The sequence below is a fragment of the Hydrogenophaga sp. PBL-H3 genome, assembly GCF_010104355.1.
Lineage (GTDB): Bacteria > Pseudomonadota > Gammaproteobacteria > Burkholderiales > Burkholderiaceae_C > Hydrogenophaga.
On sequence record NZ_CP044972.1, the window covers coordinates 3,915,056 to 3,928,561 of the forward strand.

The window sequence follows — 13,506 nt, forward strand, 5'->3', positions numbered from 1 at the left end:
CACCATGCACCCCCGCCCCCTCACCCGAGCACTCAGCGGCCTGCTGGCCTGGCTGCCTCTCGCAGCCTTCGCCCAGAGCAGCCCGTCCACCCCCGCCGCCCCCACCCTGATCTTCAGCAGCCAGGCGGTGCAGTACCGCTGTGACGGCGGCACCGAGATCGAACTGGTCTACCTGAACCTGAGCAGCGGCAATGCGTTTGCCGCCCTGCACTTTGACGGCCTCACCATGATGCTGCAAGGACGCCGCGCCACCACCGGCGTGCGCTTCGTGGCACTCGACGAGCAGAACAGCTTGCGCTGGTATACCCAGGGCATGAAGGGCGAACTCAGCAAGCAGGCTGCCGACCCCACCGCGCAAGAGCAGACCCTGCTGGCCAACTGCTTCGCCCAGCCGGCCAAACGCTGATGGCTCTTCACGCACTCACCCTGTCATTGCAGTTCGGCGAACTGCTCGACGCCGCGCCCCACCGCGCAGCCCTGCCGCGCCACGCAGTGGCGCGCTGCATCCGCCACGCGCTGGATGCCGACGCCGAGATCACCGTGCGCATCGTCGACGCCGAAGAAGGCCAGGCCCTCAACCGCGATTACCGGGGCAAGGACTACGCCACCAACGTGCTCACTTTCGACTACGCCACCGAACCCCTCGTGATGGCAGACCTGGTGTTGTGCGCACCGGTGGTGGCGCGCGAAGCCGCCGAGCTGAAGAAGCCGCTGGCCGAGCACTATGCGCACCTGCTGGTGCACGGCACGCTGCACGCGCAGGGCTGGGACCACGAGACCAGCGAGGCCGATGCCGAGGAAATGGAAGCGCGCGAGACCGAGATCCTTCGCGGACTCGGCCAGCCCGACCCTTACGCCTGACCAACGCCGTTCGCCCTGAGCCTCTCGAAGGGCTCACGCGGTGCGGGCGGGCGAGGGCTTCGACAGGCTCAGCCCGAACGGAAATGTTGTCAGGCCCCCATGCGCAGCGGGATGGTCACCGGCCCGTCGTTGACCAGGTGCACCTTCATGTCGGCGCCGAAACGGCCCGTCTGCACCACCGGGTGCGCAGCGCGCGCTGATCTCACAAACGCCTCGTAAAGCGCCTCGCCCAGCGCGGGCGGCGCAGCCCCGGTGAAGCCGGGCCGGTTGCCGCTCTTCGTGTCGGCCGCCAGGGTGAACTGGCTCACGATCAACAAACCGCCTGCCATCTCCTGCACGCTCAGGTTCATCTTCCCGGCGGCGTCGCCAAAGATGCGCAGCTTCAGGATCTTGGCCAGCATCTTCTCGCCCACGGCATCGGTGTCGTCGGGCTCGGCGCACAGCAGCACCAGCAGGCCTGGTCCGATCTGCCCCACCACTTCACCCGCGATCTCCACGCGGGCCTCGCTCACGCGCTGCAGCAGCGAGATCATGACCGCGGCCGCCCGGCCGCCCGAAGGCCGCGGTGCGCCCCCTCGGGGGGCAGCGACACACGCAGTGAGGAGCGTGGGGGCTTCATATCAGGTCCTTCTCATCGTCAAAGTGCGCTTCCACATCGCTGGGCAGCAGCTGGATCGTGGCCCGCAGCCCCGGCACCGCGCTCATCAGCGCCTGCTCCACACTGCCGCGCACGGCAGCAGCACGGCCCAGCGACCAGCTCGCCGGCATGTGCATGTGCATGTCCACGAAACGGCGCTGCCCCGCCTTGCGCGTGCTCACGTGGTCGAAGCGGATGATGCTGGCCTCACCTTCAACGGAAGCAAAGCCGTCGAGCGTCTGCTGGATGGTGGCCATCACCTCGGGCTCCAGCGCCTCGTCCATCAGGCCCTGCGACGAACGCCACATGAGGTGAAAACCTTCCTTCAGGATGTTGGCCGCCACACCCATGGCCACCACCGGGTCAAGCCAGAGCCAGCCGGTGAAATGCACCAGAGCGATGCCGACCACCACGCCCACCGAGGTCCAGACGTCGGTGACCAGATGCTTGGCATCGGCCTCCAGCGCAATCGACCTGTGCTCGCGGGCGGCACGAAACATCACCCAGGCCAACAGGCCGTTGAGCGCGGAGCTCAGCACCGAGAGCGCCAGGCCCCAGCCCACCTGTTCGATCGGCTGCGGATCGAACAGACGGTGCCCGGCGACCCAGATGATCCCCAGCGCCGCGGCAATGATCAGGATGCCCTCGAAACCCGACGAGAAGTACTCGGCCTTGTGGTGACCATAGGGATGGTCCTCATCCGCCGGGCGCGCCGCGATCGTCACCATCACCAGGCCGAACACCGCGCTGGCCAGGTTCACCAGCGACTCCATCGCGTCCGACAGCAGGCCCACCGAATCGGTGATGACCCAGGCACCGGTCTTGAGGGCAATGGTCATGAGGGCCACCACCACCGACGCCATGAGCAGGCGCTGGGGGGTGAGCAGGCGGGCGTGGTCTGAGGTCATGCCCTGATTGTCTTCCACCGCCACCCGGGAAATGTCGGTCTGGAGCGCGAGCGGTGCCAGAATGGAACGACCAAGCACGAACATGACCACCACACCCCCCCCATCCCCCACCGCAGCCCCCTCCAGCGCCAGCTTCTGGCTCGGAGAGACCGATGTCTGGCTGCTGGCCGAAGGCAAGCACCTGCGCCCCTGGCAGAAGCTCGGGGCCCACGCCACCACGCTGGACGGGCAGGCGGGTACCGCCTTTGCCGTGTGGGCACCGCACGCCCGGCATGTCGGGCTGGCGGGCGACTTCAACCAATGGCGCCCGCAGCCCATGCGCCTGCGCCCCGAGTGCGGCGTGTGGGAGCTGTTCGTGCCCGGCGCGGCGGTGGGCGACTGGTACAAATTTGAAGTGCAGGGCAGCGATGGCCGCCACGTCTTCAAGACCGACCCCTACGCCCGTGAAACCGAGCTGCCACCAGGCAACGCCGCGCGCGTGTGCGAACCCCTGCGGCCACCGGCGGACCGGGGCGGTGCCCACCACGAGCGCCCCGCCGCGCCCATGGCCATCTATGAAGTGCACGCAGGCTCGTGGCGCCGGCCCGATGGCCCCCACACCGTGCCCACCTGGGACGACCTCACCACCCACCTCGTGCCTTACGCGGTGGACATGGGCTTCACCCACCTGGAGCTGCTGCCGGTCAGCGAGCACCCGTTCTACGCCTCGTGGGGCTACCAGCCCACCGGCCTGTACGCGCCCACTGCGCGCCACGGGTCGCCCGAATCGTTTCGCCTTTTCGTGCAGGCGGCGCACGCCGCCGGGCTCAAGATCATCCTGGACTGGGTACCCGCCCACTTTCCCACCGACGAACACGCGCTGGCCCGCTTTGACGGCACGGCGCTCTACGAACACGCCGACCCGCGCGAAGGTTTCCACCGCGACTGGAACACCCTCATCTACAACTTCGGCCGCTTCGAGGTGCGCAACTTCCTGGTCGGCAACGCGCTGTTCTGGGTCGAGCAGTACGGCATCGACGGCCTGCGCGTGGACGCGGTGGCCTCCATGCTCTACCGTGACTACAGCCGCCCCGCCGGCGAGTGGGTGCCCAACGAGCACGGCGGGCGCGAGAACTACGAGGCCATTGCCTTCCTGCGCGAGGTGCACGACGTGCTGCAGCAGGAAGCACCGCGCGCCACCACCTACGCCGAGGAATCCACCGCCTTCCCGCGCGTGACCGGCCCCGTGGCCGAGGGCGGGCTGGGTTTCGACCACAAATGGAACATGGGCTGGATGCACGACACCCTGGCCTATTTCGCGCTCGACCCGATCCACCGGCGCTGGCACCACAACAAGCTGACCTTCGCGATGATGTACGCGCACACCGAAGACTACGTGCTGCCGCTCTCGCACGACGAAGTGGTGCACGGCAAGGGCTCGCTGCTGAACAAGATGGCCGGCGACCGCTGGCAACAGCTGGCCAACCTGCGCGCGCTCTACGCCTGGATGTACGCCCACCCGGGCAAGAAGCTGCTCTTCATGGGCGCCGAGCTGGCCCCACCCACCGAGTGGGACCACGACGCCGAGCTGCCCTGGCACCTGCAGCAAGACCCGGCGCACGCCGGCGTGCAGCACCTGGTGCGCGACCTCAACCACGTCTACCGCAGCGCCCCCGCCCTGCACGCGCGCGACACCGACCCCTACAGCTTCCAGTGGCTGGTGGTGGACGACGCCGACCACTCGGTGCTGGCCTTCGCGCGCTACGGCCACGCACTCGAAGACACGGTGGTGGTGGTGGCCAACCTCACACCCATGGTGCGCCACGGCTACCGCGTGGGCCTGCCACACGGCGGCCACTGGCAGGAGCGGCTCAACACCGACTCCAGCCACTATGGCGGCAGCAACGTGGGCAACCACGGCCGCGTGCTGGCCGAAGACCTGGCCCAGCACGGCCAGCGCTGGTCGGCCGCCCTGACGCTGCCACCGCTGGCTGTTTTGTGGCTCCAGCCAGAACAGGCATGACACCCCCCTGCGGCGCTCCTGCGCTGGGTGCGCATCCCGGCCACCAGGGTGGCGCGCACGGCGTGAACTTTTCGGTCTGGGCACCCGACGCCCAGGGCGTGGATGTTTGTCTGTTCGAGCCCGGTGCCCTGGTCGAACACCGGCGCGTGGCGCTGCAACCCGCGGGCGACGGCGTGTGGTCGGCCTTCGTACCCGGTGTGGGTGCGGGCCAGCTCTACGGCCTGCGCGCCAGCGGCCCGTGGGCACCCGAGGCCGGCCACCGCTTCAATCCCACGCGCCTGCTGCTAGACCCCTGGGCGCTCGCCCTGGTCGGAAACACCGAGCATCTGGCCCTGCAGACCGGCCACGCCTGCGCAGACCCGCTGCACCCCACGCAAGCCTGGAGCGAACACCAGAGCGACCCCGCCGACAACGCCGCCCACATGCCGCGCTGCGTGGTGGTGGATGCGCAGGCCGAGCTGGCTGCGGGCCTGGCCATTGCGCCCCGGCCCGCCATCGCCGCCGACAGCGTGGTGATCTACGAGGCGCACGTGAAGGCCCTCACCCACCTGCACCCCGAGGTGTCCGAGCACCAGCGCGGCACCTACGCCGCCCTCGCCCACCCCGCCGTGGTGCAGCACCTGCAAAGCCTGGGCATCACCACGGTGTGCCTGCTGCCTGTGCACCAGCACATCAGCGAGCGCCACCTGCTCGAACGCGGCCTGCGCAACCACTGGGGCTACAACACGCTCAATGCGTTTTCGCCCGAGCCGGCCTACGCCGCGGCCAGCGCCGACAACACCGCCGCCGTGCGCACCGAGTTCCGCCACATGGTCGACACCCTGCACCGCGCCGGCATCGAGGTGGTGCTCGACGTGGTCTTCAACCACACGGCCGAGAGCGACCTCGACGGCCCCACGCTCTCCTGGCGCGGCCTGAGCCAGAACCGCTGGTACGCCATGGGCGAGCACGGTGTGCCGCACAACTTCAGCGGCACCGGCAACAGCCTGGCGTTCAGCGAGCCGCGCGTGCAGCAGTGGGTGCTGGACAGCCTGCGCTGGTGGGTGCAGGCCTTCGGCGTGGACGGCTTCCGCTTTGACCTGGCTGCATCGCTGGGTCGCGACGCCGCGCTGGGCCACGCCTTCAACCCGCGCAGCGCCTTGCTGAGCGCCATGGCGCAAGACCCGGTGCTGCGCGACGTGCGTCTGATCGCCGAGCCCTGGGACGTGGGGCCCAACGGCTACCACCTGGGTGGCTTCGAGGCCGGCTGGCTGGAATGGAACGACCGCTTCCGCGACGGCGTGCGCGCTTTCTGGCTCGGCCACCACGGCACGCGCGGTGAACTCGCCACGCGGGTGTGCGCCAGCGGCGATGTGTTCCACCAGCGCAGCCGCCTGCCCACCGCCAGCGTCAACATGGTGACCGCGCACGACGGTTTCAATCTCGCCGACCTGACCGCCCACCAGCACAAGCACAACGCCGCCAACGGGGAGGACAACCGCGACGGCCACGGCCACAACCTCAGCGCCAACGGCGGTGTGGAGGGCGCCACCGACGACCCGGTGGTGCTGCACCGCCGCGGCCTGTGGCGCCGCGCGCTGCTGGCCACGCTGTTCTGCGCGCAGGGCACGCCGCAGCTGCTGGCCGGCGACGAGCTCGGCCACAGCCAGCAAGGCAACAACAACAGCTACTGCCAGGACAACGCAACCACCTGGCTCGACTGGGCACGGGCCGACCGCGAGCTCACCCGCTTTGTCGCCGACCTGACCGCCCTGCGGCGGCAGCACCCCGGCCTGCGCCATGCGCGCTGGTTCAACGGCGAGCGCCACGAGCACCAGGCATCCTGGCCCGACATCGCCTGGCTCGACCTCGATGGCCAGCCCCTGCAGCCAGAGGCATGGCAAGCGCGCGATCGCCACACGCTGACGGCCGTGATCACCGTGGGCAACTCCGGCGCGCCCCCCCTGGAGCGCCTGCTGCTGGTCTGGCATGCCGACCATGGCCACGGCCAGCTCACCTTGCCCCCCGGTGACTGGGGCGTGCTGCTGGACAGTGCACGGGCCCGGGTGGCCCTGCCAGACCAGACACGCGACACGCTCACCGGCCGGCTGACACTGCACGAGGCGGGCGTGTGGGTGCTGGTCCAAGGCTTGCATGCGGCCGATGGCACCCCAGTGGACCTGCCATGAACACCGCCATCCACCCCTTTCTGTCGCGCCGCACCAGCGGCGTGCTGCTGCACATCACCAGCCTGCCCGGCCCCAACGGCTCGGGTGACCTGGGGTTGGGCGCGCGCCATTTCGTGGACTGGCTGGCCTCGGCCGGTCAGTCGATGTGGCAGATCCTGCCGCTGTCGCCGGCCGGCCCGGGCAATTCCCCCTACCAGAGCGTCTCGGCCTTCGCCGGCAGCCCACTCATGGTGGATCTGGACGACCTGGTGCAGATGGGCTGGCTGCCCTGGATGCCGACCCAGGGCTTCGATCACCACCACTGCGACTTCGAGCGCGTGGCGCCCTGGCGCATGGCCTGCCTGCGCAAGGCCTGGGACGGTTTCAGCCAGCACGCCAGCGCCGACTGCCGCGAAGCGCTGGCCGAGTTCTGCACCGAACATGCGCACTGGCTCGACGACTACGCCCTCTTCATGGTGCTGCACGAGCGCCATATCGGCAGCTGGCCGCAGTGGCCTGCACCGCTTGCGCAGCGCGATCCTGTGGCACTCGCCGAGGTCAGGCAGCACTCGCCCAAGGCGCTGGGCTTCTGGCAGTTCGTGCAGTGGCGCTTCTGGGTTCAGTGGCAGGCGCTGCGCGAGTACGCCCGCAGCCGCGGCGTGCAGATCGTGGGCGATGCGCCCATCTTCGTGGCACACCACAGCGCCGATGTGTGGGCACACGCGAATCAATTCCTGCTGAACGACGACTTCGAGCCCGAGGTGGTCGCCGGTGTGCCGCCCGACTACTTCAGCGCCACCGGTCAGCGCTGGGGCAACCCGCTCTACAACTGGCCGGCCATGGCGCAGGACGGCTACCGCTGGTGGAAGGACCGGGTGGAACACCTGTTCCAGCAAGTCGACGTGGTGCGGCTGGACCACTTCCGCGGCTTCGAAGCGCATTGGGAGATCCCGGCCAGCGAGCCCACCGCGGTGGCCGGCCAATGGCAAAGCGGCCCGGGCCTGTCCCTGTTCGCTGCCTTGCAGGAGGAGCTGGGTCCGCTGGCCATCATCGCGGAAGACCTGGGTCTCATCACACCCGAGGTGACGGCGTTGCGCGAGGCCTGCGGCTTCCCCGGCATGCGCATCCTGCAGTTCGCCTTTGGCGGTGACGCCGCCAACCCCTACCTGCCGCACAACCTGGAGCGCAACTGCGTGGCCTACACCGGCACGCACGACAACGACACCACCCTGGGCTGGTGGCGGGCCGCGTCCAGCCACGACAAGGCGGCCGCGCGCGCCTACCTCGGCCCGGCGGTGGACACCGAGCCACACTGGACGCTGATCACGGCGCTGTCGCAATCGGTGGCCAACACCCTGGTGCTGCCGTTCCAGGACGTGGTGGGCCTGGACGGCAAACACCGCATGAACACGCCCGGACACGCCACCGGCTGCTGGGAATGGCGCTTCGACTGGCGCCAGATCGATCACCGCCCCGCCGAGCGCCTGCTGGCCCTGACCCGCGCACACGGCCGAATACCCTGAATGGCAACGGCCCGGGCTGTCCCTGTTTCACGATTCCCGTTTCAATGAGCCAGTGCGCAACAAGACGCACCCGACCCACAACCACCGGAGACAAGCATGGAAAAAACTTCGCCCCAGCAACTGGCCCGACGCACCATTGCCCTGGTGCTGGCGGGCGGACGCGGCTCGCGCCTGCACGCCCTCACCGACCGGCGTTCCAAGCCCGCCGTCTACTTCGGCGGCAAGTTCCGCATCGTCGACTTCGCGCTCTCCAACTGCCTGAACTCGGGCGTGCGCCGCATCGGCGTGCTCACGCAGTACAAGTCGCACAGCCTGCTGCGCCACCTGCAACGCGGCTGGAGCTTTCTGCGCAACGAGTTCAACGAGTTCATCGACCTGCTGCCCGCCCAGCAGCGCATGGATGACGAGAGCTGGTACCTCGGCACGGCGGACGCGGTCTACCAGAACCTGGACATCCTGCGCGCGCACAAGCCCGAGTACATCCTGGTGCTCGCGGGTGACCACATCTACAAGATGGACTACGCCAGCCTGATCGCCGACCACGTCGCGCTGGGCAAGAAGTGCACCGTGGCCTGCATCGAGGTGCCGCTGGCCGAGGCCAGCGCCTTCGGCGTGATGGACATCGACGAGCAGCGCAACATCGTGCACTTCCTGGAGAAGCCGGCCCAGCCGCCCCACATGCCCGGCAAGCCCGACGTGGCACTGGCCAGCATGGGCGTGTACGTGTTCAACACCGAACACCTGTTCGCGGCATTGAAACAGGACGCGGTCACCGCTGGCTCCAGCCGCGACTTCGGCAAGGACATCATCCCGGCCATGGTGGCTGCCGGCGAAGCCGTGGCCCACCCGTTCGGCATGTCGTGCGTGAAGAGTTCGCCCTACGCGCCAGCCTACTGGCGCGACGTGGGAACGATCGACGCCTACTGGGCCGCCAACCTCGATCTCACCAACACCATCCCCGAGCTCGACATGTACGACCGCGAGTGGCCCATCTGGACCTACCAGGAGCAGCTGCCCCCGGCCAAGTTCGTGTTCGACGACGACGGCCGCCGCGGCTCGGCGGTCGACTCGCTGGTCTCGGGCGGCTGCATCATTTCGGGTGCGCTGGTGCGCCGCTCGGTGCTGTTCTCCCGCGTGCGCGTGCACTCCTATGCGTCGGTGGAAGAGTCGGTCATCCTGCCCGAGGTCGACATCGGCCGGGGCTGCGAACTGCGCAAGGTGGTGATCGACAACGGTTGTGTGATCCCGCCGGACATGAAGATCGGTGTGGATGCGGCCGAGGACGAACGCCGCTTCTTCCGCACACCCAGCGGCGTGGTGCTGGTGACCCGCGAAATGTTGGAAAAACTGGAATGAGTCTCAAGGTTCTCTACGTCTGCTCCGAAGTCTTCCCGCTGCTCAAGACCGGCGGGCTGGCCGATGTGAGCGCCGGTCTGCCCCCGGCTTTGAAGGCCCTGGGCGCCGATGTGCGCCTGTTGTTGCCCGCCTTTCCGAGTGTGGTGGCCGGCGTCACGCCCGAAGGCCCGACGCTGCTGGTGCCGGCCGGGGGCGGCAGCGGCCTGCCCGCCGGCATCGGACCGCATGCCATGTCGGCCCACGGCCCCACGCCGTGGCTGCGCGCCGGTCGCATCACCGACAGCGGCATGCCGGTGTGGCTGCTGCACGCGCCGGGTCTGTACGAGCGCGGCGGCAATCCCTACCTGGACGCCTCGGGCCAGCCCTGGCCCGACAGCGCCGAACAGTTCGCCTGGCTGGGCTGGGCTGCGGCCTTGCTGGGCACCGGCCTGGACACGGGCTGGTTGCCCGATGTGGTGCACGGCCACGACTGGCACACCGGCCTGGCCTTTGCCTACCTGCGCGAACTCGCGCAAACATCCCCGCACCGGCCAGCCACCGTGTTCACCATCCACAACCTGGCCTACCAGGGCGTGTTCAACGCCGGGCTGCGCCCCCGCCTGGGCCTGCCCGATGCGCTTTTCCACCTGCAAGGCGTGGAGTTCCACGGCCAGATCAGCTTCATGAAGGCGGGCCTGAAATACAGCGACGCCATCACCACCGTGAGTCCGACATATGCGCGCGAGATCACCGGCGCCGAACAAGGTTGCGGCCTGGACGGCGTGCTGCGCCAGCGCCAGGCGCACCTGCACGGCATCTTGAACGGGGTGGACGACGCGGTATGGAACCCCTTGACCGACCCGCTGGTGCAGCCCGGCTTTGACGCCGACCACCTGCAGGGCAAGGCCCAGGCCAAGGCGCGGCTGCAGCAGCGCATGGGACTGAAGCCCCGGCCCGATGCGCTGCTGCTGTCGGTGGTCAGCCGCCTCACCGAGCAGAAGGGCCTGCACCTGCTGCCCGCCGTGATCGACGAACTGGTGCAGCGCGGCGGGCAACTCGCGGTGCTGGGCTCGGGCGATGCCGCCATCGAGCAAGCCCTGCGCGACTGCGCGCAGCGACACCCTGGTGAGGTGGCGCTCACCGTGGGCTACGACGAGGCCCTGGCGCACAGCGTGATTGCCGGGGCCGACGTGATCCTGCTGCCCTCGCGCTTCGAACCCTGCGGCCTGACCCAGCTTTATGGCCTGCGCTACGGCACGCTGCCCCTGGTGCGCGCTGTCGGCGGCCTGGCCGACACCGTGGTCGATTGCAGCCTGGAACATCTCGACGACGGCAGCGCCAGCGGCTTCGTCTTCCAGGAACTCGACGTGAGTGACCTGCGCTCGGCCATGCGCCGGGCCTTTGCACTGCAGCGCCGCCCGACCGACTGGCGCGCCGTGCAGCGCCACGCCATGTCGCTGCGCTTCGGCTGGGAGCGCGCGGCCACCGACTATCTTCGGGTCTACGCCTCGGTCATGCCGGCGCCGGCCAGCACCTGAGCGCCTGCACGTTTTTTGCTTCTGCCCATCAGCACCACCACGGAAGCCCAACGCCATGCCCAACGATCTTCCCAGCACCACACCCGCCATCGAACGCGTCCCGTTCGAGTACGACCACCTGGACAACGGCGTGGACGCCCTGCGCAAGTCCATCGCCAACCGCCTGGTCTACTCGGTCGGCCGCGACCCGCGCTCGGCCACCCGGCGCGACTGGCTCTTCGCCCTGTTCCACGCCGTGCGCGACCGCATGATGCACCGCTGGCGCGAGACCCTGGCCACCTCGCAGGACAGCGATGCCAAGCGCGTGTACTACCTGTCGCTGGAGTTCCTCACCGGCCGTGCGCTGACCAACGCCCTGCTGTCGGTGGGCATCCTCGACGAGGCACGCACCGCCTGCCTCCAGCTGGGTGTGGACTTCGACTCGCTGATCGACCTGGAGGCCGACGCCGGCCTGGGCAACGGCGGCCTGGGTCGGCTGGCCGCGTGTTTCCTCGATTCCATGGCCACGGTGGGCATTCCGGGCATGGGCTACGGTATCCGCTACGACTACGGCATGTTCGCGCAGCGCATCGTCGACGGCCGCCAGATCGAAGAGCCCGACTACTGGCTGGTCAACGGCAACCCCTGGGAATTCATGCGCCCGGAGTTCAGCTACACGGTGAAGTTTGGTGGGCGCCTGGTGCAGAACGACACGCACGTGCGCTGGATCGAGACCGAAGACGTGATCGCCACCGCCTACGACACCGGCGTGCCCGGTCACGAACTCAGCAGCGTGGCCACCATGCGCCTGTGGACCGCGCGCGCCACCAGCGGCATCAACCTGGATGCCTTCAACAAGGGCGACTACATGCGCGCCGTGGAGGCCAAGAACGAATCGGAAAACGTCTCGCGCGTGCTCTACCCCGACGACAGCACCGAGCACGGCAAGGAACTGCGCCTGCGCCAGGAGTACTTCTTCGTCAGCGCCTCGCTGCAGGACATCGTGCGCCGCTTCCTCAAGCACCAGGGCAACTTCGCGCTGTTCGCCGACCGCGTGGCGATCCACCTCAACGACACCCACCCCGCGCTGGCCGTGCCCGAACTCATGCGCCTGCTGGTCGACGAGCAGGGCCTGGAGTGGGACACCGCCTGGGACATCTGCCGGCGCGTGTTCAGCTACACCAACCACACCCTCATGCAGGAGGCGCTGGAGACCTGGCCGGTCGACCTGCTGGGCCGCCTGTTGCCGCGCCACCTGCGCATCATTTACGACCTCAACGCGATCTTTCTGGCCGAGGTGCACGAGCGTTTCCCGGGTGAAAACGAGCTGCTGCGACGCGTGTCATTGATCGACGAGCGCGGCCAGCGCCGCGTGCGCATGGCCTACCTCTCGGTGCTGGCCAGCCACAAGATCAATGGCGTCTCGGCACTGCACAGCCAGCTGATGGTGCAGACCATTTTTTCCGACTTCGCGCGGCTCTACCCCGAGCGCTTCTGCAACAAGACCAACGGCATCACGCCCAGGCGCTGGCTCTCCCAGGCCAACCGGCCCCTGTCAGGCCTGATCGATGCGCACATCGGCACCACCTGGCGGCGCAACCTCGACGAACTCGAACGGCTGCGCCCGCTGGCCACCGACCCCGAATTCGTCAGTGCCTTCCAGGCCGCCAAGGCACAGAACAAGCGTCGACTGGCCGAGCGCATCGCCACAGAAACCGGTGTGGTGGTGAACCCAACGAGCCTGTTCGACGTGCAGATCAAGCGCATGCACGAATACAAGCGCCAGTTGCTCAACGTGCTGCATGTGGTCACGCGCTACCAGCAGATCCTGGCGCACCCGCACGCCGACTGGGTGCCGCGCACGGTGGTGTTCGCCGGCAAGGCGGCCTCGGCCTATTTCATGGCCAAGCTGGTGATCAAGCTCATCAACGACGTGGCGCGCGTGGTCAACCACGACAAGCGCGTGGGCGACAAACTCAAGGTGGTTTTCATCCCCAACTACCGCGTGTCGCTGGCCGAGGTGATCATTCCCGCGGCCGACCTCTCCGAGCAGATTTCCACCGCCGGCACCGAGGCATCGGGCACGGGCAACATGAAGTTCGCGCTCAACGGCGCGCTCACCATCGGCACCTGGGACGGCGCCAACATCGAGATCGCCGAACACGTGGGGCTGGAGCACATCTTCATCTTCGGCCACCGCACCGAGCAGGTGGCGGCGCTGCGCGCCAGCGGCTACAACCCGCGCCGCTACTACGACCACAACTACGACCTCAAGACCACCATCGACCGCATCGCCGAGGGCGCTTTCAGCCCCGAGGAGCCAGGCCGTTTCCACGACATCACGCGCACGCTGCTGGAGTCCGACTACTACCTGCTGCTGGCCGACTACACCGACTACCTGGCCACGCAGCACAAGGTCGACGAGCTCTACCGCAACCCGACCGAGTGGACGCGCCACGCTGTTCTGAACGTGGCCGGCATGGGTGCCTTCTCATCCGACCGCACCATCCGCGAATACGCCAGCGAGATCTGGAACGTCAAGCCGCTGTTCCCCTGAGCGAAAGCCGCGCACCGAG

The 13,506-nt window shown here is 68.4% G+C and carries 10 protein-coding genes; 8 read left to right on the forward strand and 2 right to left on the reverse strand.

Going from position 1 to position 13,506, the window contains the following annotated elements; all coding sequences use genetic code 11:
* The first annotated feature begins 4 nt into the window (after window positions 1–4).
* Entirely contained in the window at window positions 5–406 is a 402-nt protein-coding gene (locus F9Z44_RS18325) for an MliC family protein (protein WP_159608141.1), read from the forward strand.
* On the forward strand, window positions 406–861 hold the full coding sequence (ybeY, locus tag F9Z44_RS18330; RefSeq protein ID WP_159608142.1) for an rRNA maturation RNase YbeY: 456 nt from the start codon (window positions 406–408) through the stop codon (window positions 859–861). Before F9Z44_RS18325 ends, ybeY begins: the two co-directional genes overlap by 1 nt.
* Before the next feature lie 89 nt (window positions 862–950).
* On the opposite strand, the gene dtd is transcribed toward ybeY, so the two are convergent.
* A complete protein-coding gene (dtd, locus tag F9Z44_RS18335) occupies window positions 951–1,394 on the reverse strand; it encodes a D-aminoacyl-tRNA deacylase (RefSeq protein ID WP_159608143.1) in 444 nt (147 codons plus the stop codon).
* A gap of 82 nt (window positions 1,395–1,476) precedes the next feature.
* Window positions 1,477–2,406, reverse strand: coding sequence for a cation diffusion facilitator family transporter (locus F9Z44_RS18340; protein ID WP_159608144.1), 930 nt, complete (start codon window positions 2,404–2,406; stop codon window positions 1,477–1,479).
* Between the two features lie 82 nt (window positions 2,407–2,488).
* Between F9Z44_RS18340 and glgB the strand changes: the two genes are divergently transcribed.
* The 6 genes from glgB (at window position 2,489) to F9Z44_RS18370 (ending at window position 13,487) form a co-directional block, all read left to right on the forward strand.
* Window positions 2,489–4,408, forward strand: coding sequence for a 1,4-alpha-glucan branching protein GlgB (gene glgB / locus F9Z44_RS18345; RefSeq protein ID WP_236574186.1), 1,920 nt, complete (start codon window positions 2,489–2,491; stop codon window positions 4,406–4,408).
* Entirely contained in the window at window positions 4,405–6,576 is a 2,172-nt protein-coding gene (gene glgX, locus F9Z44_RS18350) for a glycogen debranching protein GlgX (protein ID WP_159608145.1), read from the forward strand. The genes glgB and glgX overlap by 4 nt, the downstream gene beginning before the upstream one ends.
* Window positions 6,573–8,078 (forward strand): 4-alpha-glucanotransferase, encoded by a 1,506-nt coding sequence (gene malQ / locus F9Z44_RS18355; protein ID WP_159608146.1) that lies wholly within the window; start codon window positions 6,573–6,575, stop codon window positions 8,076–8,078. Before glgX ends, malQ begins: the two co-directional genes overlap by 4 nt.
* A 96-nt stretch (window positions 8,079–8,174) precedes the next feature.
* The gene (gene glgC / locus F9Z44_RS18360; protein WP_159608147.1) at window positions 8,175–9,434 is read left to right on the forward strand and encodes a glucose-1-phosphate adenylyltransferase; all 1,260 of its coding nucleotides are present in this window, start codon (window positions 8,175–8,177) and stop codon (window positions 9,432–9,434) included.
* On the forward strand, window positions 9,431–10,951 hold the full coding sequence (gene glgA / locus F9Z44_RS18365; RefSeq protein WP_159608148.1) for a glycogen synthase GlgA: 1,521 nt from the start codon (window positions 9,431–9,433) through the stop codon (window positions 10,949–10,951). The genes glgC and glgA overlap by 4 nt, the downstream gene beginning before the upstream one ends.
* A 55-nt stretch (window positions 10,952–11,006) precedes the next feature.
* Entirely contained in the window at window positions 11,007–13,487 is a 2,481-nt protein-coding gene (locus tag F9Z44_RS18370; RefSeq protein ID WP_159608149.1) for a glycogen/starch/alpha-glucan phosphorylase, read from the forward strand.
* Window positions 13,488–13,506 lie beyond the last annotated feature (19 nt).